This is a genomic window from Halomonas rhizosphaerae (assembly GCF_030010555.1).
Lineage (GTDB): Bacteria > Pseudomonadota > Gammaproteobacteria > Pseudomonadales > Halomonadaceae > Halomonas > Halomonas rhizosphaerae.
This window is the reverse complement of sequence record NZ_JASCQP010000044.1, coordinates 74,028-95,466: the sequence shown is the minus strand read 5'-3', so window position 1 is coordinate 95,466 and position 21,439 is coordinate 74,028. Positions and strand designations below refer to the sequence as shown.

Sequence of the window (21,439 nt, the reverse complement as noted above, 5' to 3'; positions counted from 1 at the left end):
GCTGCCCGCCCGGCGGCAGGCGGTCAACGTCTGCCGCCTAATGACACGCCAAGCCGGCCCCGCGGGGCCGGCTTCTTTGTGCCCGGTCATGGGAGTGTCGACAATATCCCGAGAGCCCTTGGGAATCGCCGCGGCCATGGGGTAACATGCGGACAACAACTGTAGAGCCCAGCGTGGCGGCCGTCGGTCCGCCGCTCGAGGAACCGGAGGAAGATCCATGGCCTTTGCCCAGAAATTCATCGTTGCCGATGACCATCCGCTGTTCCGTGCGGCCCTGACCCAGGCCCTGCGCCAGCTGGCGCCCCAGGCCGAGATTGTCGAGTCCGACACCATGGAGGCCACCACCGAGGTGGTCACCCGCCATCCCGATGCCGACCTCATCCTGCTGGACCTGCACATGCCGGGCGCCCATGGCTTCTCGGGCCTGATCCAGCTGCGTGGCCAGACGCCCGACATCCCGGTGGCGGTGGTCTCGGGCAGCGACGAGATCCACGTGGTGCGGCGCGCCATCGACTACGGCGCCTCGGGCTTCATTCCCAAGTCCTCGTCCCTGGCGCTGATCGCCGAGGCGGTCGGCGAGATCCTCGATGGCGAGGTCTGGCTGCCAACCGAGATGGCCGCGGCCCTGGGCGAGGCCAACGAGGAGGAGACCAAGTTCGCCGAGGCCATCGCCTCGCTGACGCCCCAGCAGTTCCGGGTGCTCAACATGCTCACCGAGGGGCTGCTCAACAAGCAGATCGCCTATGAGCTGAGCGTCTCCGAGGCCACCATCAAGGCCCATGTCACCGCCATCCTGCGCAAGCTCGGCGTGCACTCGCGCACCCAGGCGGTGATCGCTGCCCAGAAGCTCGAGGTCGAGCCGCCGAGGGTGGAATCCTAGCGCCAGGCGCCGAGCTACAAGCGCCAAGGAATTGCAGAAAACCCACCTGACGGTGGGTTTTCTGCGTAATGCGCTTACGCTTTGTCTGGCCGCTTGGCGGCTGCTACTGCGCCGCGCGGCTGGCCTGCAGGGTGCGGGTGAGCAGGGCGCGCAGGGCGGCGGGGCGCACCGGCTTGAGCAGCAGCTGGTAGCCAGCGCGCCTGACCTCCTCGGCCACTTCCTCGGTGCGGTCCGCGGTGATCACGATGCCGGGCACCGCGCCTTCCAGCCGCTCGCCGAGCGCTTCCAGGGCCATCAGCCCGGTGACCTCGTTGTCCAGGTGATAGTCCGCCAGGATCGCGTCCGGGTCGCCATCCAGGTGGCGCAGCACCGACTTGGCGCCGCCGATGGTGGTGGCCGTGAAGACCTCGCAGCCCCAGCCCGAGAGCATCGCCTTCATGCCCTCGAGGATCAGCGACTCGTTGTCGATGCAGAGGATCCGGGTGCCGGCGAGCTTGTTGCCGGCGCGCTTCGGCGAGGCGTCCTCGGCCTGCTCCGTCGCGGTGCGGGGGGCGACCACCGGCACGCTGACCGAGAACATGGTGCCGAAGCCCTCCTTCGAACGCACCCGGATGGGATGGTCGAGCACCCGGGCCATTCGGTCGGCGATGGAGAGCCCCAGGCCCAGGCCCTTCTCGCTCTCCTTGTGCCGCGTCGCCTGGTCGAGGCGCCGGAACTCCTGGAAGATCTCGAGTTGCTTGGCCTCGGGAATCCCCGGGCCTGAGTCCCATACCTCGATGGTGATGCGCTCCCCATGGTGGCGGCAGCCCAGCAGCACCCGGCCGGCCTGGGTATAGCGGATGGCATTGGAGAGGAAGTTCTGGATGATCCGGCGCAGCATCTGCGGATCGCTGTCGACCCACTGGCGGGTCGGCACCACCACCAGGTCCAGGCCGCGCTCCTCGGCCATCACCTCGAACTCGGCGCGCAGCGGCTGGATGATATCGGCCAGGGCGAAGTGGCTGCGCCGCGGGGTGAGGGCGCCGGCATCCAGCTTGGAGATGTCGAGCAGGGTGCCGAGCAGCTCCTCGGCGGCCTGCAGCGAGTTGTCGATATGGCCGATGGTGCGCTTCATGTCGTCGGCCGCCATCTCCTGGGCGAGGGCCGAGGTGAACAGTCGTGCGGCATTGAGCGGCTGCAGCAGGTCGTGGCTGGCGGCGGCCAGGAAGCGCGTCTTGGAGGCATTGGCATCCTCGGCCAGCTGCTTGGCCTGGCGCAGGGCGAGCTCGGCCTCGGCGCGTACCCGGTTCTCCTGGCGCAGGGCCGCGTTGGCCTCGGAGAGCGCCTGGGTGCGTTCGCGCACGCGCTCCTCCAGGGTCTCGTTGGTCTCCTTGAGGGCGATCTCGGCCAGGCGTCGCTCGGTGATGTCCTGGTAGAGGGCGAAGAAGCCGAGTATCGCCCCGCTGTCGCCGAAGTGGGGCGTGTAGGTCACCAGCATGTAGCGGCGGTCGTCGCCGATGGGCAGCGAGACCTCGAAATTGACCCGCTCGCCGGCCAGGGCGCGCTCGATCCATGGGGCCCGCTCGCGCGCCATGCCGGGGTCCATCACCTCTTCCACGCGCTTGCCGATCACCGCGTTGCGGTCGATGCCGAAGGCCTGCTCGTAGGCGCGGTTGGTGAAGAGGTAGCGACACTCCTTGTCGAAGTAGGCGATCAGCGCCGGCACGTTGTCGGTGTAGATGCGGATGTTGTTCTCGGAGCGGATCAGCGCTTCCTCGATGCGCTTCTGCTGGGTGATGTCCTGGTAGGTGTAGACGAAGCCGCCCCCTGGCATGGGATTGCCCTGCACCTCCAGCACGCTGCCGTCCTGGCGGTAGCGCACATAGCGATGAGGATGGCCCTCGCGGATGTTGTCGATCAGCAGCCGCACGTGCTCCTCGGGATCGCCGGGCCCGTATTCGCCGTTGTGGGCGTTGTAGCGGAAGATCTTGTCCATCGGGGCGCCGACGCGGATCAGGTGGTCGGGGAAGCGGAACAGCTCCAGGTAGCGCTGGTTCCACACCACCAGCCGCAGGTTCTGGTCGACCACGCTGATGCCCTGGTTGATGTTCTCGATGGTGGCCTGCAGCAGGGCGCGATTGAACTCCAGCACCTGGGAGGCCTCGTCGACGATGGAGATCACGTCCGAGATGCCGATGCCGCGCCCCTGGAGGGCCGAGTTGACCACGATCCGCGCCGAGGAGGCGCCGAGCACCGAGGCCAGGAAGCGCTCGGTGAACTGGATGACGTCGATGGAGGCCCGGGTGTTGTCCTCCAGTGGCTTGCCGGTGCGCCGGGCATAGTCCTCGAATGCGCGGCTCACCTGGCCGGCGCCCAGGAAGCGTTCGCAGAGCACCTTGAGGTCGCCCACGGTGGTGGCGCCGGTCCAGGGGCGGTTCACCGAGGTCTGACGGGTCTCGACGCTGTCGACGAACAGCGAGGCCTGGATCCGCTCGACGACCCGCTGGGGCGTCATCTGGGAGACGAAGATGTAGCAGAAGAGGTTCACGCCCAGGGAGAGCATCACGCCATGGGTGAAGCTGTCACCGACATTGAGGCCGAACAGCGAGGTTGGGGCCAGCCAGGCGATCCCCAGCGGTCCGCCGTCGAGCCAGTTCCCCGGCAGAACGCCGGCACCGATCAGGGTGGGCATCAGCAGGCTGTAGGCCCAGATGGCGAAACCGGCGTTCATGCCGGCGATCACCCCGAGGCGGTTGCCGCGCTTCCAGTAGAGGCCGCCGATCAGTGCCGGGGCGAACTGGGCCGCGGCGGCGAAGGAGAGCATGCCGGTGCTGGCCAGCGAGCTGAACTCGCCGATCAGCTGGTAGAAGCCGTAGGCCATGGCCAGGATCGCGGCGATGGTGATGCGCCGCGCCCGCAGCACCAGGCGGCCGTAGTCGCGCGGCTTGGTATCGAACCAGCGCAGGCGGAACAGGGCGGGGATGACGATCTCGTTGGAGATCATGATCGAGACCGCCACCGCGGCGACGATCACCATGCCGGTGGCGGCCGAGAAGCCGCCGATGAAGGTCAGCAGCGTCAGCCATTCGTTGCCCGCGGCCATGGGCAGGGCCAGCACGTAGGTGTCCGGCTCGATGCCGCTGTCGGCGAAGATGGTCAGGCCGGCCGCCGCGATGGGGATGACGAAGAAGGCGAAGGCCAGCAGGTAGAGCGGGAATAGCCAGCGGGCCTTGGTGGCGTCGTCGCGGTGGATGTTCTCCACCACCGCGACGTGGAACTGGCGGGGCAGGCAGAGGATGGCCAACATGGCCAGCAGGGTCTGGGCCCAGAAGCTCTGGCCGAAGTCCTGGTCGGCCAGCTGACGCTGGAGCTCGAGCTGGGTCTCCGCGCGGCCCAGCAGGTCGGCCAGGCCGTCGAACATCCCCCAGGTGACGTAGGCCCCGAGCGCCAGGAAGGCGAGCAGCTTGACCAGCGACTCGAAGGCCACGGCGTGGATCAGGCCCTCATGATGCTCGGTGGCATCGGTGTGGCGGGTGCCGAAGAGGATGGCGAAGGCGGCCATCACCATCGCCACATAGAAGGCCGTGTCGCCGAACAGCGGCGCCTGGGTGATGTCGCCGGCATCGGTGATCACGCTGAAGGAGGTGGAGACCGCCTTCAGCTGCAGGGCGATGTAGGGCAGGGTGCCGATCAGCGCCACCAGGCTGGCGAAGGCGGCCAGCGACTGGGTCTTGCCGTAGCGCGAGGCGATGAAGTCGGCGATGGAGGTGACGTTCTGGTGCTTGGCGACGCGGATCATCTTGGCCAGCACCGGCCAGAACAGCAGCAGGGTGAGGATCGGCCCGACGAAGATGCTGGCGAAGGACCAGCCCGCCGTGGCCGCCTGGCCCACGGCGCCATGGAAGGTCCAGGAGGTGCAATAGATGGCCAGCGCCAGGCTGTAGATCACCGGGCGGCGTTGGCTCGCCCCGTGTTCCCGGGCTCGGCGATCGCCCCGCCAGGCGATGGCGAACAGCACGGCGATGTAGAGCAGCGAAACGGCGATCAGCAGCCAGCCAGCGAACATGCACTCTTCTCCCTTACGGATGCGCCCATTCTAGGGCATGGCCGGCCCCGGAACAGCCGTTGGTAAAGGGGTGCCGGTCAGCCTTCCGTGCAGATGGCGCGGTAGAGCGGGCTGGAGGCCTCGACGCGGCGCATCTCGTCGGTGCGGGGCGCGCGCGACTCGCCTTCCAGGGGCAGCATTTCCCGGGTCGCGCAGTTCATCAGGTAGGCCTGGTGACTGACCTGGTCCACGTACTCCTTCTCGAAGCGGTAGAGGATGAACTCGACCAGGCGACCGTCATCTCCCCGGCTCACCGCCAGGTTGTCGCGGTCCACGATGGTGAAGGCCCTGGTCATGGGGAAGGCGAAGGTCCAGGGACGCCAGAACATCTGTCCCTCCTCCACGGAGACCACCTCGGCCGATGGCGGCAACTGCTGCTGCTTGTGCTCGAACCAGGTGTATTCGGTGTAGATCTGGTAGCCGAGCATCCCCAGGCCACCGCAGGCCGGGATGATCCAGCGCGGCAGTCGCTTGCCGCTGGCCAGCCGCAGGATCAGGCCGATCCCTGCGGCGCCGAGGCCGGCGAAGACCGCTGCTATCAGGTGCCATATCATGATTCATGCGTCCTTCAAAGCGATCGGGCTTCCCTGAGGAAGCCCGATCGGTCGTGGTTGGACTGGCCCGGCTAGCCGGGCCAGGAGGCCATTATGGCTCAGTGCCCGGTCGCGACACCAGCACCCTTGGGATAGCGGACGCTTTCCACCAGGTCCTGGATCTCCTGCGGAGGCTCCTCGGTCGCACTGGAGACGGCGAAGGCCACGGCGAAGTTGAAGATCGCGCCGACCGCACCGAAGGAGAGCGGCGAGATGCCCAGGATCCAGTTGTCCGGCGTGTTGGGCAGCATGTTGGTGCCCGGAATGAACAGCCAGCCCAGGTAGGTGAAGATGTAGAGCAGGGTAGCGCCCAGGCCGGTCAGCATGCCGGCGACGGCGCCCTTGTTGTTCACCCGCTTGGAGAAGATGCCCATCATCAGCGCCGGGAACAGCGAGGCACCGGCGATACCGAAGGCTAGCGCCACCGTCTGTGCCGCGAAGCCCGGAGGATTCAGGCCCAGGTAGGTCGCCAGGAGGATGGCGCCGGCCATGGAGATCCGCGCCGCCAGCATCTCGCCCTTCTCGGTGATCTTCGGGTTGATCATGGTCTTGATCAGGTCATGGCTGATGGCCGAGGAGATGGCCAGCAGCAGGCCGGCGGCCGTGGACAGAGCCGCGGCGATACCCCCGGCGGCGATCAGGCCGATGACCCAGCTTGGCAGGTTGGCGATCTCCGGGTTGGCGAGTACCAGGATGTCGTTGTTGACGGTAAGTTCGCTGCCTTCCCAGCCGCGCTCTGCGGCGGTTTCGGCGAATTCCTCGTTGCCGTCGTTGTAGACCTGGATGCGGCCGTCGTCGTTCTTGTCCTCGAAGTTGATCAGGCCGGTCTCTTCCCAGGTCCGGACCCACTCGGGACGCTCCTCGTAAAGGATGGGGTTGGTGGCGGCGTCCTCGTAGTTCTCGACCTGGCCGGCCATGTCCGGATAGACCGTGGTCATCAGGTTCAGGCGTGCCATGGAGCCCACCGCGGGGGCGGTCAGGTAGAGCAGGGCGATGAACACCAGGGCCCAGCCGGCAGACCAGCGGGCATCGGCCACCTTCGGCACGGTGAAGAAGCGGATGATGACGTGGGGCAGGCCCGCGGTACCGACCATCAGCGACAGGGTGAACAGCACCATGTTCAGCTTGTTGTCGACGTCGGCCGTGTAGTCACGGAAGCCCAGCGCGTTGATCACGTCATCCAGCTTCGCCAGCAGCGGCACACCGGACTCGGTATGGGTGCTGAACAGGCCCAGGCCGGGAATGGGGTTGCCGGTCAGCTCCAGCGAGATGAACACGGCCGGGATGGTGTAGGCGATGATCAGCACGATGTACTGGGCCACCTGGGTGTAGGTGATACCCTTCATGCCGCCGAAGACCGCATAGAGGAAGACGATGAAGGCCGCGATCCAGATGCCCCAGGTGTTGGAGACCTCCAGGAAGCGGGAAAAGGCCACGCCGGCACCGGTCATCTGGCCGATGACGTAGGTGATCGAGGCGACAACCAGGCAGATCACGGCGACCAGCCGGGCGGTGTTGCTGTAGAAGCGGTCACCGATGAAGTCGGGCACCGTGAACTTGCCGAACTTGCGCAGGTAGGGTGCCAGCAGCATGGCCAGGATGACGTAGCCGCCGGTCCAGCCCATCAGGAAGGTGGAGTTGGCGTAGCCCCCGGAGGCCAGCAGGCCGGCCATGGAGATGAAGGAGGCGGCGGACATCCAGTCGGCGGCGGTGGCCATGCCGTTGGTCACCGGATGCACGCCGCCGCCGGCCACGTAGAAGTCCTTGGTCGAGCCCGCTCGGGCCCAGATCGCGATGCCGATGTAGAGGGCGAAGGAGGCCCCTACGAACAGCAGGTTGATTGCAAACTGACTCATGCTGGCTTACTCCCCGAGTCCGAACTGTTTGTCGAGACGGTTCATCTTCCAGGCGTAGAAGAAGATGATGCCGATGAAGGTCAGGATCGAACCCTGCTGGGCGAACCAGAAGCCCAGGTCCGTCCCGCCGACGGGAATGCCGGCCAGCAGCGGGCGAAGAAGGATGGCGAAGCCGTAGGACACCAGGGCCCAGACGATCAGGCACCCCGTGATCAGGCGTACGTTCGCCTTCCAGTAAGCAGCGGCATTGGCTTTGTCGTCTGCCATAGTGTTGCTCTCCACTTGTTGTTCAGGTTGGGAAGTTGCCCAGAGCGTTGAGGTCACTCATCAGGACAGTCGTGTCGACGGAGCCAGCCTGGCCTGCGCAGTCTGGATCAGCCTGTCATCAGGTTGCCCGCTCCTTGTCGAGGCACATTGTCGACGCGGGATTGTCCTGCATGGCTCAGGGCCAATAGTGGGCAGCAAACGCCTAAAATAAATCCCAGACTTTCGTATCATGAAAAGATACCGATGGAAGACGTGCCTGATAAGTTTTTTACTATCAGTATCTTAACGACGGATGGCGGGCAAGATGGCGGCGCGGGAAGCGTGGGCATAGGACGATGGTATAGCCCCGAAATCCAGGGCGGTTAATGCTCACCCCGGGCGGCCTTTGACGATGGTCTAAGGCCGCCAGGATAGGACGATTGTCTAGGTTATTTACTGAAACCCGACTTTGCTATCTTGGATTCTCGCTGGAATCGAAGCACAACCTAGCCAGCGGGGTGGTGATCACCGCGCAACGAGGACGGCCCCATGGTCGAAGTAGAACTCTCACAGCCGCCTTTTACCTTCCTCGACGAGGAGGGCCGGGAGCGCGTACGCAGCGGCATCGATCTGGCCTATTTCGACCGTGACGAGATCATCCTCGATGCCGGCCAGCCCGGGGAGTACGTGTACCTGATCCATAAGGGCGAGGTCGCCGAGCTCGACCCGACCCTGCCCGGCGCCCAGTCACGCATCGGCCACTACACCGCGGGCGACCTGTTCGGGGCCATCAGCATCCTCAATGGCAAGAGTCGCTATCGCTTCCGGGCCGAGCAGGAGTGTCTCTGCTATCTGCTGCCCAAGGGGCTGTTCAAGCAGCTTTGCGAGGCCTATCCGGCCTTCTCCGAGTTCTTCCGCCAGCGCCTGGCGCAGAAGACCCGGCTGCTCACCGAGCGCCGCGCCGAGGGCGGGGTGACCATGGCCGGCTTCATGCTCGCCCTTGTGGGCGAATGCATGCGCGACCCGCTGCTCGTCGCGGGCACGACCAGCATCGCCGAGGCGGTTCACACCCTGAACGACAGCCATGCCGACAGCCTGCTGGTGCAGGGCGACGACGGGCCGGGCATGGTCACCAAGACCGATCTGCTCAATGCCCTGGTGCTCGAGGGGCTGGCCCAGAACAGCCCGGTGCAGGCGATTGCGCACTTCAAGCTGGTCACGGCAACGCCGGGGCAGTACCTGTTCGAGGTGCTGGTCCAGATGACCCGCTTCAAGGTGGAGCGCGTGGTGGTGATGGAGGACGGCGCCCCGGTGGGGGTCGTGGAGCTGACCGACGTGCTCAGCTACTTCTCCAGCCGCAGCTACGTGGTCAGCCTGCAGGTGGAGCAGGCCAACAGCCTGGAGGCACTGGCCGCCGCCAGCCGCCGCACCCCGGAGCTGGTGCGTGCGCTCATGGCCCAGGGCGTCAAGTTGCGCTTCGCCATGGGGCTGCTGGCGGCCCTCAACGGGCGCATCATGAACAAGGCCTGGGGCTTTCTGATCGACGAGCTCTACCACGCCGACAGCTGCCTGATCGTGATGGGCAGCGAGGGGCGCGGCGAGCAGATCCTCAAGACCGATCAGGACAATGGCCTGATACTGGCCGACGACCTGGAGTGGCCCGACTGCCATGAGCAGATGCAGCGCCTCACCGAGACGTTGATCGAACTGGGCTATCCGCCCTGTCCGGGCAACATCATGGTCTCCAACCCGGAGTGGGTCGGCACCGAGAGCCAGTGGCGCGGACGCATCGCGCAGTGGGCGGCGAGCCGTGACGGCGAGAGCCTGATGCGCCTGGCGATCATGCTCGATTCCCACGCCGTGGCCGGCAACCCGGCCCTGCTCGAGCGGCTACGCGAGGAACTCTTCGAGCGCTGCAGCCGCGACGAGATCTTGCTCTCCTACTTCGCGCGTACGGCGCTGCGCTTCTCCACGCCGCTGACGCTCTTCGGGTCCCTGAAGAAGCCGCAACATGGCGTCGACATCAAGAAGGGGGGCATCTTCCCCATCGTCCATGGCGTGCGCACCCTGGCCCTTGAGCGTCGCATCACCGCGACCTCCACCCTGGACCGGCTCGAGGCGCTGGTGGCCGACGGTCGCCTCGAGGAGCGCTTCGCCGAGGACCTGGGGGAGGCCCTCTCGCTGTTCACCGAACTGCGGCTGCGCCAGCAGCTCGAACGCCTCGACGACCCGGAAGGCCGGGGCGAGGAACCCGACCGGGTGGTGGTCCAGGAGCTCTCGTCGCTGGAGCGGGACCTGCTGCGCGAGGCGCTGCATATCGTCAAGGACTTCAAGCAGCGGCTGTCGCACCGATTTCACCTCGAGTACTCGTGAGCCTCGAGGCGCGCGCTCAGGGAACGATAACGACAACAGGAGGTTCATCCATGCTCAAGGCACTGCGGCGCGCCGCCGATCGCCGACGACAGGCCCACGGCGACTATGGCTGGCTCTTCTCCCCCTACACCGGGGACGAGATGGTCGCCATCGACTGCGAGACCACCGGACTCGATACCCGGCATGCCGAACTGGTGTCGCTGGCGGCGGTGCGTATCCGTGGCGACCGTGTGCTGACCAGCGATTCGCTGGACCTGCGCCTGGCAAGGCCGGCGAGTCTCTCCGGCGACTCGATCCGCATCCACGGCCTGCGCGGTATCGATCTGGTCGACGGGGCGGGCGTCAAGGAGGCCCTTGAGCAGTTTCTGGACTTCGTCGGCAATCGCCCGCTGGTCGGCTGGTGCCTGGACTTCGACCTGGCGATGCTCAACCGCTACCTGCGCCCCCTCTTCGGCTTCGACCTTCCCAATGCCGGCATCGACGTGGCACAGACCTACCAGCGGCAGCTGCGCCGCAGCCACCCCGAGCTGGATGTCCGGCCGCGCTTCGAGCAGGTGGCCGAGCGCCTGGGGGTGCCGGTCATGGGGCGCCACACCGCCCTGGGCGATGCCGTCACCACGGCCCTGATCCACCTGCGCCTGGCGCGCGGTCCCATGCTGGCGGAGCGGCTCTGCTGAGCCCGGCTGGGTGGCGTTTCGCCTGGCCACGGTGTGGGTGGTAGGATAGCGCCCGTCATTTCCAGCCGCTCAGGCAGCGCCCGAGACCATGCAAGACGCCCTGATGTTCGACCCCCGTGAGACCGCCGCGCCCGACAGTCTGCCCCCCAGGCAGCCTGCGTCGACCCTCGAGGGCCTTGATGCCCGAGGCAAGCGCGAGTTCAACAAGCTGCACAAGCGCCTGCGTCGCCAGGTGGGCAATGCGATCATCGACTACGGCATGATCCATGAGGGGGATCGGGTGATGGTCTGCCTCTCCGGGGGCAAGGACAGCTACACCCTGCTGGAGATCCTGCGCAACCTGCAGCGCAACGCCCCGGTGGCCTTCTCGCTGGTGGCGGTGAACCTCGACCAGAAGCAGCCCGGCTTCCCGGAGCACGTGCTGCCCGAGTACCTGGAGGGCACTGGCGTCGAGTACCACATCCTCGAGCGTGACACCTACTCGGTGGTCAAGGAGAAGACGCCCGAGGGCAAGACCACCTGCGCACTCTGCTCACGTCTGCGGCGCGGTTCGCTCTACGGCTTCGCGGAAGAGATCGGCGCCACCAAGGTGGCGCTGGGGCACCACCGCGAGGACATCCTCGAGACGTTGTTCCTCAACATGTTCTTCGGCGGCAGCCTCAAGGCGATGCCGCCCAAGCTGCTCTCCGACGATGGCCGGAACATGGTCATCCGGCCGCTGGCCTACTGCCGGGAGGCGGACATCGCCGAGTTCGCCCGGCTGATGGACTTCCCGATCATTCCCTGCAACCTCTGCGGTTCCCAGCCCAACCTGCAGCGCCAGGTGGTCAAGGAGATGCTGGCCGACTGGGAGAAGACGCATCCCGGCCGTCTCGAGAGCATGTTCAAGGCGGTCACCAAGGTGGCGCCCTCGCAGCTGGCCGACCGCGAGCTCTTCGACTTCGCCGGCCTCGAGGAGAAGCAGACGCGGATGCAGGCCGACCGCATCGATATCCTCAATCAGTAGGTCAGCGACAAGCCACAAGGAACAAGCGCCAGGAAACAGGGAACCCCATCGGGCATTCGCACGATGGGGTTCCTGCATTACGGCAGAGGAGGCGGGCAGTCTCTGGCTTGGGGCTTGGGGGCGTGGGGGCTACTTGGCCCCTTCCTCCTCGGCCACCTCGATCAGCGCCTCCAGGTCGAGGATGTTCACCTCGCGGCCGGACACGGCCACCAGCCCCTGTGACTGGAAACGGCCCAGGATACGGCTGACGGTCTCCACGGCCAGGCCCAGGTAGTTGCCGATGTCGGCCCGGGACATGGAGAGCCGGAAGCTGTAGGGGGAGTAGCCGCGACGGCGGAAGCGGTCGGAGAGGCTGGTGAAGAAGGTGGCCAGGCGCTGGTCGGCGGTCTTGCGCGAGAGCAGCCGCATCATGCGCCGATCGTCGCGCATCTCCTTGCTCATGCTGCGGTAGAGCTGGCCCCGGAGCTCGGGCAGCGACTCGGAGAGGGTGTCGAGACGGTCGAAGGGGATCTCGCAGACCGTGGTGGTTTCCAGGGCCACGACGGTGCCGGGATAGCGTTCCTCGTCGATGCCGTCGAGTCCCACCAGTTCGCTGGGCAGGTAGAAGTTGGTCAGCTGGTCCTCGCCGCTGCCCTCGGTGGTCACCTGCTTGAGGCTGCCGGAGCGCACCGCGAAGACGCTGGTGAAGGGACTGCCCTGGCGGAACAGCGACTCGCCCTTCTTGAGCGGCGCCCGACGCCGGATGATGGCGTCGAACTGGTCCATGTCCTGAACCTCGAGCGCCAGGGGCAGGCAGAGCGAACTCAGGCTGCACGTCTGGCAGCGGGTCTCGTTCAGCAGTGAACGGCGCCTGCCGGTCGCGGTGTCAGGCATGCTCTCCTCCATGAATGATGACTCAGGTCACAGTATGGAGGATTGTCGTCCAGCGGCAAAGCATCCCTTAGGAGGTACTCCCCGGCGCGAGCGCGCGATGCCCTGCGCCGCGCCGGTCAGACGGCACGGGCATCGAAGGCCGCGGCCAGGCGGTGCACCAGCAGCCGTCCCGTCGGCGTGACCTCGAGGCGCTGTCCACGTCGCTTCACCAGGCCGTCCCGCTCGGCGCTCGCCAGCCGGGCGAGGGCATCGCTCAGGTGCGCTCCGGCATCCAGGCCGAACTCCTGCCCGAGGGCGGCCAGGTCCAGGCGCATGTCGCACATCAGGCGCTCGATCGCCCGGGCTCTCAGCCGGTCGTCGTCGGTCAGTCGCCGGCCGCGCTCCACCGGCAGCTGGCCGGCATCGAGACGCGCCTCGTAGTCGTCAAGTGCCATGGGGTTGCGGGTGGCGATGCCGCCGAGCCGGCTTTGGGCGCCCACGCCCAGGCCCAGATGGTCGCAAGGCGCAAGCGCGCTGTAGCCGTTCAGGTTGCGCGACAGCAGGCCCCGTGCCTGGGCCGCTGCCAGCGGGTCCTCGGGGCGGGCGAAGAGTTCCATGCCGATGTGCACATAGCCCGCATCGGCAAGCCTCGCGAGGGCGGTGTCGATAATGGCCAGCTGCTCCCCCCGCGGCGGCAGTTCCTCGGCTTGGATCCGGCGCTGGGCCGTGAAGCGCTCGGGGCGGTGGTCGTAGTGGAACAGCGACAGGCGGGCCGGCGCCATGGCGATCACCTGCTCGAGGGTCTCGGCAAAGCTCTCGCGAGTCTGGCGGGGCAGGCCATGGATCAGCTCGAGGCCCAGGGAGCGGAAGCCCAGCCGGTGGGCCTCGTCGATCAGCTGTTCGGTGAGCACCCGGGGCTGGTGGCGGTTGATGGCGCGCTGGACCCGTGGGTCCAGGTCCAGCACCGACAGACTCAGGCGGTTGAAGCCCAGTGCCTGGAGATGGCGCAGGGTGAAGACATCGGCTTCGCGGGGATCGACCTTGATGCTGTAGTCCCGCTGGCGCGAACCCGACAGGCCGAAGCGGGCATCGAGCCGGTCGATCAGGTCGCTCATCTGGTCCAGGGTCAGGAAGGTCGGGGTCCCGCCGCCCCAGTGCAGCTGCATGATCTCCCGTGCCCCGTCCAGATGGCGCGAAGTGAGTACCATCTCCCGATCGAGCCGCGAGAGGTAGGGCTCGGCGCGCCGGGTGTTCTCGGCGGTGACCCGGGTGCAGGCGCAGTGGTGACAGCTTTGGCGACAGAAGGGCACGTGCACATAGAGTGACAGGCCCTGCCCGCCGGCGTTGCTGCGCGCCAAGGCCGCCGTGAGGTCTTCGTCGGAGACATCCGTCGTGAAGCTGTCGGCGGTGGGGTAGCTGGTGTAGCGCGGCCCGCCAGCAGCATGACGACGCAGCAGGCCCGCATCGCGGATCAGCGCAGTGCCGCTGGGACGGTCGTCGACGACGGCGCGAGCGGACATGGACGGCACTCCGGAGGTTGAACGTGCCTTCATGCTAGCGGCGCGTGCCAGGGGGCGCGTTGAGCTGCGTCAAGCGAAGTGGGATTCACGCCGGGATTCAGTGGCCCGCCGAGACGGGCAGCAGCGTCCACAGCTGCCAGAGGGCAAAGGCGATGATCGACAGCGCGGCCAGCGCCCGGGTGGCCGGGTGGCGGATCAGGGCGCCGAGCTGGCGGGCGGCGAACCCGGTGGCCAGCAGGGCCGGCAGGGTGCCGAGGCCGAAGGCCCCCATCAGGGCAGCGCCGCGCCAGGGATCGGCGATGGCCAGGCTCCAGGCGAGCATGGAGTAGACCAGCCCGCAGGGCAGCCAGCCCCAGACCGCCCCCAGGGCCACCGCCTGGGGTACTCGCACCACCGGCATCAGGCGTCTGCCCAGCGGCTCGAGGTGCTTCCAGAGCCGGCGCCCCAAGGCCTCGACCCGCAGCAGTCCCTTCCACCAGTCGGCGATGTAGAGGGCCATCAGGATCAGCATTGCCGCGGCCAGGGCCTGGAGGACCAGGCGCGCCTGGGGCGTGAGGGCTATCAGGGTGCCGAGCCCCGCCACCAGGGCACCGGCCACCATGTAGCTGGCGATCCGGCCCAGGTTATAGCCCAGCAGCAGCCCGGAAAGACGTGCCGGGCTGCGCATGCTGGGCGGGACGGCGAAGGTCAGGGCGCTCATGATGCCACCGCACATGCCGATGCAGTGGGCGCCACCGAGCAGGCCGAAGACGAAGGCGGCGGCCAGCGGGGGCAGGTCGAGGCCGGTGGGGTCCATCAGTCGTGGCGTTCCTCGTCGTCGGGGGACACGTCACGCTCAGGGGGGCGCCGCTCGCCCTTCGTGCGGTCGTTGTCGTCCTCGTCGAAGAGGATGCGGTAGGCGGGCCCTTCCAGGTCCTCGAACTGGTCGTGCTTGACGGCCCAGAAGAAGGCCCAGACGGCCAGCCCCAGCAGGATCAGCGAGAGGGGGATCAGCAGGTAGAGGATGCTCATGCGTTCACCAGCCTGGGGGCGTCGCTGCCGACCGGTCGTGAGGGGGCGTCCCGGGTCAGGCGCAGGGCATTGCCGACGACCACCAGGGAGCTGGCCGACATGCCGATGGCGGCCAGCCAGGGCGGCACGAAGCCCATGGCCGCCAGGGGCAGCGCCGAGACGTTGTAGACCAGCGACCAGGTCAGGTTCTGGCGGATGATGCGCCGGGTGGCCCGGCCGGTCTCGATGGCCTCGACGATACGCCCCAGGCGCGGGCCGAGCAAGACGGCGTCGGCGCGGGTGCGCGCCAGGTCGGTGGCACCGTTCATGGCGATGGCGATGTCGGCGCCGGCCAGGACCGGGACATCGTTGATGCCGTCACCGACCATCGCCACCCGTTCGCCGCTGGCCTGCAGGGCCTGGAGGCGGGCCAGCTTGTCCTCGGGGGTGGCCGCCGCCTGCCAGGTGTCGATGCCCAGGCGCCGGGCCATGTCCGCCACCGCCGAGGGGGTGTCGCCGGAGAGCAGCTCCACCGCCAGGCCCCGTCCCTGCAGGGCCTCGACCGTCTCCCGGGCATCCTCCCGGAGGCGGTCGTGGAGGGCGAACCAGGCCCGCGGCTGGCCCTCCTCGGCCAGCAGCAGCCACTGCCCCTCGCCGGGCAGTGCCGGGGGGGCCTCGGGGGCGGCGAACTCGGGCCTGCCGAGCCGCCAGCGGCGATCGGCGATCCTGCCCTCCAGGCCCTGGCCGGGTCGGCTGAGCACCTCCCCGGCCGTGACGGTGGCCTCGCGGAAGGGGCGGAAGGCGCGCGCGATAGGGTGTTCCGACTGGGCCTCCAGGGCGGCCGCCACGCGGCGTGCCCGGGCCTCGTCGAGCGCGCTGCCCGGATCGCCGGTCAGGCGGGTCTCGACCAGGCTCATCTCGCCACTGGTCAGGGTGCCGGTCTTGTCGAAGATCACCCGGTCGAGCTGCGACAGCGTCTCCAGGGCATCGGCGCGGGTGATCAGCACGCCGCGTCGATGCAGGCGGCCATGGCCGGCGGTGAGGGCCGTGGGGGTGGCCAGTGCCAGGGCACAGGGACAGGTGACCACCAGCACGGAGAGCGTCACCCAGAGGGCTCTCGAGGGGTCGATAAACCACCAGGCGACGGCTACCCCGAACGAGATGATCAGCACCTGCAGCACGAAGTGGTGGGCCATGCGCGCCGCCAGCTGGGCGATACGAGGCCGACTGGCGAAGGCGCGGTCAGTGAGGTCGACGATGCTGGCGACCCGGGCATCGGCGCCGGCATGGGTAACGCGCACCGTCAACGGACTCTCGATGTTCTGGCTGCCGCCGGTCACGCGGTCGCCGACGCCGCGGGTCACCGGCAGGTACTCCCCGGTAAGCATGGACTCGTCGAGGCTCGACTCGCCGGACTCGATGACCCCGTCGGCCGGCACGCCATGGCCGGGCTTGACCAGCACCCGGTCGCCGGCGGCAAGGTCGCTGGCGGGCAGGATGCGCTCCTCGCCCGCCTCGGTGAGGCGAATCGCCGAGAGGGGCAGGGCGCCGGACAGGGCATTGCCGCTGTGCCCGCTGCGGCGTCGGGCACGGCCCTCCACGTAGCGGCCGAACAGCAGGAAGAAGGTAAACATGGCCAACGAGTCGAAATAGACGTCGCCATGGCCGGCGATCACCGCATAGCCACTGGCCAGGTAGGCGCCGCCGATGGCCAGCGATACCGTCACGTCCATGCCCAGCACCCGGGTCTGCAGGTCGCGCAGGGCGTTACGGAAGAAGGGCTGGGCCGAGAAGAGCACCACCGGGGTGGCCAGGGCAAAGGAGAGCCAGTGGAAGAGGGCGAGGAAGTCGGCGCTGATCTCGTCGGGGCCGGCCACGTAGATGGGGATCGAGAACATCATCACCTGCATCATGCCCACGGCGGCGACGATCAGGCGGCGCACGTTCATGCGCTCCTCGTGCTGCAGGCTCTGCTGCGCCGCATCGGGCTCCCAGGGCTGGGCCGGGTAGCCGATGGCGGCCATCTCGGCGAGGATCCGTGACAGGGCGACCCGCCCGGGGGCCCAGCTGACCCGCAGGCGATGATGGGTGAGGTTGACGGCGCTGGCGGTGATCCCGTCCAGGGCATTGAGGCGGTGCTCGATCAGCCAGGCACAGGCCGCACAGGTGATGCCGTCCACGGCCAGAGTGGCATGCACCGTCCCGTCTTCCCCTTCGGGGTGCACGAAGCGTGCCTGCAGCCCCGGGTCGTCGAAGACCGCCCAGGTCTCGGCCCTGGCGGCCTGGCGGTCGTCCGGTCGCTCGGGCAGCTCGGTGCGGAAGCGGTAGTAGCTCGCCAGGCCGCCATCGACGATGGCGTGGGCCACGGCCTCGCAGCCGGGGCAGCAGAGCGGGTGGCGCGCCTCGTCGAGGGTGATCGACCAGGGCGCACCCGCCGGCACCCGGCTGCCGCAGTGGTAGCAGCCGGGGCTCGCGTCAGGCGTCGGGGGGCTCTGGGTCATGGTATCTCGTGACCCGCCCTAGAGGCCGGGGACCAGGGCGATCTCGTCGTCGCTGGGGAAGCGGGCCTCGCCGGTCAGGCGCCATTCGGCGTCGCTGCCCTCGGCGGGCTGCAGCTGGAGGTACCAGCGGTAGTTCAGCGGCTCGTCGATCATCCCCACGTAGCGTCCGTCGCGGACATGCTCCAGGGTCAGCGAACGGTCGCGGTGGCTGTCGGTGGGAAAGATCAGGGCCAGGTGGAGGCGCTCAGGACGGCGCTCCCCCTGCAGGTCGACGACGATGTCGCCGGTGCGGGCGTCGGCGCGCATGACTGCCTCGAGCCCCAGTGTCTGCGCATGCTCCTGCTTGGCCAGCTGCTCGTTGATGGCCAGGCCGCGCTCATAGTAGTCGCCGCCCACCGAGCCGTCATAGTAGCGGATCGACAGCGTCAGATAGACCAGGCTGAAGGTGATCGAGGAGGCCAGCAGGCCGATCAGGAACCAGGGCCAGAACTGCTTGTACCACGGCGGGATGCTCTCGTGTTCCGCACTCATCAGCGGGTCTCTCCTATGAAACGGCTGTCGCGTTCGATGGCGATGTCGGCATCCAGCGCTTCCAGCCGCAGGATGATCTCGGCGCTGGGCCGGTCGATGGCCTCGGGCGGAACGCTGGCCTGGATCACCAGCTGGCGCGACTCGCCGGCGGGCACGCTGACCTGGTCGGTATCCAGGGTCAGGCCGGGCAGGCCGGAGGCCTCGAGCCGGTAGACATGCGCCTGGTTGTCGAGGTTGCGCACCGTCAGGGTATATACGTTGCTGATGCGGCCATCGCGGGTCATCTGGAACAGCTGGTTGCGCTCGCGCTCCACGTCGAAGCCCAGGGGCGTGCGATCCGCCACCGCCCAGGCGAAGACGCCGATCATCACCAGCAGGGCCGCCAGATAGCCCATCAGGCGCGGCCGCAGGATATGGGTGGGCTTGCCCTCCAGGGCATTCTCGGTGGTGTAGCGTATCAGGCCGCGGGGATAGCCCATCTTGTCCATCACGCTGTCGCAGGCGTCGATACAGGCCGCGCAGGTGATGCACTCGTACTGCAAGCCGTCGCGGATGTCGATGCCGGTGGGGCAGACCTGCACGCAGAGGTCGCAGTCGATGCAGTCGCCGTGGCCGGCGGCACGGGCCTGTTCGTGGCTGAGGCTCTTCTTGCGCGGGCCGCGGGGTTCGCCGCGAGCGGTGTCGTAGGAGACGATCAGGGTGTCGCGGTCGAACATCACCGACTGGAAGCGGGCATAGGGGCACATGTAGATGCACACCTGCTCGCGCAGCCAGCCGGCATTGAGGTAGGTGAACACCAGGAAGAAGCCGACCCAGAAGTAGGACCAGCCGTGGGCCTCGAGGGTGGGCAACTCCACCACCAGGTCGCGGATGGGCGTGAAGTAGCCGACGAAGGTGACCCCGGTGGCCAGGGCGATCACCAGCCAGATGGCGTGCTTGGCGGACTTGCGCCACAGCTTGTCGGTGGTCATCGGCTGCTTGTCGAGCTTGATGCGACGGTTGCGCGAGCCCTCCAGGCGGTGTTCGACCCAGATGAACAGGAAGGTCCAGACACTCTGCGGACAGGTATAGCCGCACCAGACGCGGCCGGCGAACACCGTGATGAAGAACAGGCCGAAGGCACAGATGATCAGTAGCCAGGAGAGCAGCATGAACTCCTGGGGGTAGAAGGTGGCGGAAAAGATGTGGAACTCGCGACCAGGGAGGTCGAACCAGATCGCCGGCCGATCACCCCATGGCACCCAGGGCAGCAGGAAGAAGGCCAGCATCAGGGCCCAGTTGGACGTGCGGCGCAGGCGCTGGAAGACGCCCTTGATCTCGCGCACGTAGATGTGACGTCGGCTGGCGTACATCTGCTGGGTGACCGCTTCCTGCGGCGTGTGATGCTCCACGGGATCCGGGGTGACATCGTGGGTCGGGATCTTCTCGCTCATGGCAGGCTCACGGCTGGCAAGGAGGGCAGGGCCTGTCGGGGCCGCTGGGATGGGGCATATTGTATCGGGGTGGCCGCACAACGAGAAAGGGTGCGACCGGAGGCCGCACCCTTTGAAGCCTGAGGCTCCTGTCTCAGTCCTCGAAGCGCAGGCTGTAGACGTAGGCGGCGACCAGGTGGACACGCTCCTCGCCGATATAGGCGGCCTGGGCCGGCATATGGCCGTTGCGGCCGTTACGCAGGGTCTGGCGCACCGAATCGGCAACGCTCTGCCCCGGCGCCTGATAGAGCCAGATATCGTTGGTCAGGTTGGGCGCCCCCAGTGCCTGGTTGCCGGTGCCGTCGGGCATATGGCAGGCCGCGCACACCGAGGCGAAGGTCGCCGCACCGCGCTCGGCGCGATCGGCGTCGTGCTCGAGGTCCGACAGGGCCAGCACGTGCTGGGTGACGTTCTCGATGTTCTCGCTGCCCAGCTGCTGCCAGGAGGGCATCAGGCCGTTACGCCCCTGGTGCAGGGTCGTCAGGATGTTCTCCGGCTCGCCGCCGTACAGCCAGTCGTCATCGGTCAGGTTGGGGAAGCCATAGCCACCCTTGGCGTTGGAGCCATGGCATACCGCGCAGTTGTTGAGGTAGATGCGCTCGGCGACCTGCATGGCCTCGTCGTCTTCGGCCAGCTCGGGGATCGGTACCTCCTCGTACTGGGCGAAGATCGGCGTGAAGCGCTCCTCGGCGCGGGCCACTTCCTCTTCCCACTGGCCTTCCTGGGTCCAGCCCAGCACGCCGGCGAAGTTGCCGAGGCCCGGGTAGAGCACCAGGTAGCCGAGTGAAAAGACGATGGTGCCGATATAGAGCTGCAACCACCAGCGGGGCAGCGGGTTGTCGTACTCTTCGATGCCATCGGCGGCATGGCCGGTGGTCTCGACGTTGCCCTCGGCATCGGGGGTCTTGTCGGTCTTGCGGTTGGCATAGAGCAGCCAGAAGGCAATCCCGATGGAGCCCAGCGTGATGACGATGATCCAGGCACTCCAGAAGCCGGAGAGGGAGTCACCCCAAAGATTATTCATGTGTTCCTGTCTCCCCTGTCATGGCGGGAATCGGTCTCGCGCGAGGCGCTCGTGTCACGGTTCGCCGGCATATCATCCTCGTCGGCGAAGGGCAGGTTCTTTGCCTCGTCGAAATCCTTCTTGCGTCGCTTCGAGTAGGCCCACAGGGTGAGCCCGATGAAGGCGATGATCAGGATGCCCGTGATGATGCCGCGAAAGGTTCCGGTATCCATAGTCAGCGTGTGCCCTCGAGCACGGTGCCAAGCTGTTGCAGATAGGCGATCAGCGCGGTGATCTCCTGCTCGCCGCGCACCTCGCGGGTGGCGTTGTCGATCTGCTCGTCGGTATAGGGCACGCCGAGGGCTCGCAGGGCGCGCATCTTCTTCGGCGTGTCCTGGCCATCCAGGGTGTTCTCGAACAGCCACGGATAGGCCGGCATGACCGATTCCGGCACCACGTCACGCGGGTTGTACATGTGGGCGCGGTGCCAGTCGTCGCTGTAGCGCCCACCGACGCGGGCCAGGTCCGGCCCGGTGCGCTTGGACCCCCACAGGAAGTTGTGGTCGTAGACCGATTCGCCGGCCACGCTGTAGTGGCCATAGCGCTCGGTCTCGGCACGGAAGGGGCGGACCATCTGCGAGTGGCAGCCGACGCAGCCCTCGCGGCGATAGATGTCGCGGCCTTCCAGCTCCAGTGCGGAGAGCGGCTCGAGCCCCTCGACGGGTTCGGTCGTCTGCTTCTGGAAGAACAGCGGCACGACCTCGGCCAGGCCGCCGAAGCTGATCACCACCAGGATCAGTACGGCAAGCAGGCCGACGTTCTTTTCGACGATCTCGTGTCTCATTGGTGTCGGTT

The 21,439-nt window shown here is 67.3% G+C and carries 18 protein-coding genes; 4 read left to right on the top strand and 14 right to left on the bottom strand.

The annotated features are described in order from the left end of the window. Positions 1 to 217: 217 nt before the first annotated feature. Positions 218 to 880, top strand: coding sequence for a LuxR C-terminal-related transcriptional regulator (locus QLQ83_RS18375; protein ID WP_282736942.1), 663 nt, complete (start codon positions 218 to 220; stop codon positions 878 to 880). Between the two features lie 103 nt (positions 881 to 983). On the opposite strand, the gene QLQ83_RS18370 is transcribed toward QLQ83_RS18375, so the two are convergent. The 4 genes from QLQ83_RS18370 to QLQ83_RS18355 form a co-directional block, all read right to left on the bottom strand. Continuing rightward, the gene (locus QLQ83_RS18370; RefSeq protein WP_282736941.1) at positions 984 to 4,925 is read right to left on the bottom strand and encodes a hybrid sensor histidine kinase/response regulator; all 3,942 of its coding nucleotides are present in this window, start codon (positions 4,923 to 4,925) and stop codon (positions 984 to 986) included. Between the two features lie 77 nt (positions 4,926 to 5,002). After that, entirely contained in the window at positions 5,003 to 5,518 is a 516-nt protein-coding gene (locus QLQ83_RS18365; RefSeq protein ID WP_282736940.1) for a hypothetical protein, read from the bottom strand. A 98-nt stretch (positions 5,519 to 5,616) separates the two neighbouring features. Then, on the bottom strand, positions 5,617 to 7,413 hold the full coding sequence (locus QLQ83_RS18360) for a sodium:solute symporter family protein (protein WP_282736939.1): 1,797 nt from the start codon (positions 7,411 to 7,413) through the stop codon (positions 5,617 to 5,619). Positions 7,414 to 7,419: 6 nt separating this feature from the next. Beyond that, complete coding sequence (locus QLQ83_RS18355; protein WP_040185430.1) at positions 7,420 to 7,680, bottom strand: DUF4212 domain-containing protein; 261 nt, start codon at positions 7,678 to 7,680, stop codon at positions 7,420 to 7,422. Between the two features lie 528 nt (positions 7,681 to 8,208). On the opposite strand from QLQ83_RS18355, the gene QLQ83_RS18350 reads away from it, so the two are divergent. The 3 genes from QLQ83_RS18350 to ttcA all read left to right on the top strand — a co-directional run bounded on the left by QLQ83_RS18350 (position 8,209) and on the right by ttcA (position 11,715). Next, positions 8,209 to 10,032, top strand: coding sequence for a putative nucleotidyltransferase substrate binding domain-containing protein (locus QLQ83_RS18350; protein ID WP_282736938.1), 1,824 nt, complete (start codon positions 8,209 to 8,211; stop codon positions 10,030 to 10,032). A 50-nt stretch (positions 10,033 to 10,082) separates the two neighbouring features. Beyond that, complete coding sequence (locus QLQ83_RS18345) at positions 10,083 to 10,709, top strand: 3'-5' exonuclease (protein ID WP_282736937.1); 627 nt, start codon at positions 10,083 to 10,085, stop codon at positions 10,707 to 10,709. Between the two features lie 88 nt (positions 10,710 to 10,797). Further along, positions 10,798 to 11,715, top strand: a complete 918-nt coding sequence (gene ttcA / locus QLQ83_RS18340; RefSeq protein WP_407650035.1) for a tRNA 2-thiocytidine(32) synthetase TtcA — start codon at positions 10,798 to 10,800, stop codon at positions 11,713 to 11,715. Positions 11,716 to 11,844: 129 nt separating this feature from the next. On the opposite strand, the gene fnr is transcribed toward ttcA, so the two are convergent. The 10 genes from fnr to ccoO all read right to left on the bottom strand — a co-directional run bounded on the left by fnr (position 11,845) and on the right by ccoO (position 21,428). Further along, positions 11,845 to 12,588: a fumarate/nitrate reduction transcriptional regulator Fnr gene (fnr, locus tag QLQ83_RS18335; protein WP_282736935.1), complete on the bottom strand. Its 744-nt coding sequence runs from the start codon at positions 12,586 to 12,588 to the stop codon at positions 11,845 to 11,847. A gap of 116 nt (positions 12,589 to 12,704) precedes the next feature. Beyond that, a complete protein-coding gene (gene hemN, locus QLQ83_RS18330) occupies positions 12,705 to 14,087 on the bottom strand; it encodes an oxygen-independent coproporphyrinogen III oxidase (RefSeq protein ID WP_282736934.1) in 1,383 nt (460 codons plus the stop codon). Between the two features lie 97 nt (positions 14,088 to 14,184). Continuing rightward, on the bottom strand, positions 14,185 to 14,883 hold the full coding sequence (locus QLQ83_RS18325) for a sulfite exporter TauE/SafE family protein (protein ID WP_282736933.1): 699 nt from the start codon (positions 14,881 to 14,883) through the stop codon (positions 14,185 to 14,187). Further along, entirely contained in the window at positions 14,883 to 15,098 is a 216-nt protein-coding gene (gene ccoS / locus QLQ83_RS18320; protein ID WP_282736932.1) for a cbb3-type cytochrome oxidase assembly protein CcoS, read from the bottom strand. Before ccoS ends, QLQ83_RS18325 begins: the two co-directional genes overlap by 1 nt. Further along, positions 15,095 to 17,578: a heavy metal translocating P-type ATPase gene (locus QLQ83_RS18315; RefSeq protein ID WP_282736931.1), complete on the bottom strand. Its 2,484-nt coding sequence runs from the start codon at positions 17,576 to 17,578 to the stop codon at positions 15,095 to 15,097. The genes ccoS and QLQ83_RS18315 overlap by 4 nt, the downstream gene beginning before the upstream one ends. Before the next feature lie 18 nt (positions 17,579 to 17,596). Then, positions 17,597 to 18,109, bottom strand: coding sequence for a FixH family protein (locus QLQ83_RS18310; protein WP_282736930.1), 513 nt, complete (start codon positions 18,107 to 18,109; stop codon positions 17,597 to 17,599). Further along, positions 18,109 to 19,542 (bottom strand): cytochrome c oxidase accessory protein CcoG, encoded by a 1,434-nt coding sequence (ccoG, locus tag QLQ83_RS18305; RefSeq protein ID WP_282736929.1) that lies wholly within the window; start codon positions 19,540 to 19,542, stop codon positions 18,109 to 18,111. The genes QLQ83_RS18310 and ccoG overlap by 1 nt, the downstream gene beginning before the upstream one ends. A gap of 133 nt (positions 19,543 to 19,675) precedes the next feature. Beyond that, the gene (gene ccoP / locus QLQ83_RS18300; RefSeq protein WP_282736928.1) at positions 19,676 to 20,605 is read right to left on the bottom strand and encodes a cytochrome-c oxidase, cbb3-type subunit III; all 930 of its coding nucleotides are present in this window, start codon (positions 20,603 to 20,605) and stop codon (positions 19,676 to 19,678) included. Next, positions 20,602 to 20,817: a cbb3-type cytochrome oxidase subunit 3 gene (locus tag QLQ83_RS18295; RefSeq protein WP_282736927.1), complete on the bottom strand. Its 216-nt coding sequence runs from the start codon at positions 20,815 to 20,817 to the stop codon at positions 20,602 to 20,604. The genes ccoP and QLQ83_RS18295 overlap by 4 nt, the downstream gene beginning before the upstream one ends. Positions 20,818 to 20,819: 2 nt before the next feature. Then, positions 20,820 to 21,428: a cytochrome-c oxidase, cbb3-type subunit II gene (ccoO, locus tag QLQ83_RS18290; RefSeq protein ID WP_282736926.1), complete on the bottom strand. Its 609-nt coding sequence runs from the start codon at positions 21,426 to 21,428 to the stop codon at positions 20,820 to 20,822. Between the last annotated feature and the right edge of the window lie 11 nt (positions 21,429 to 21,439).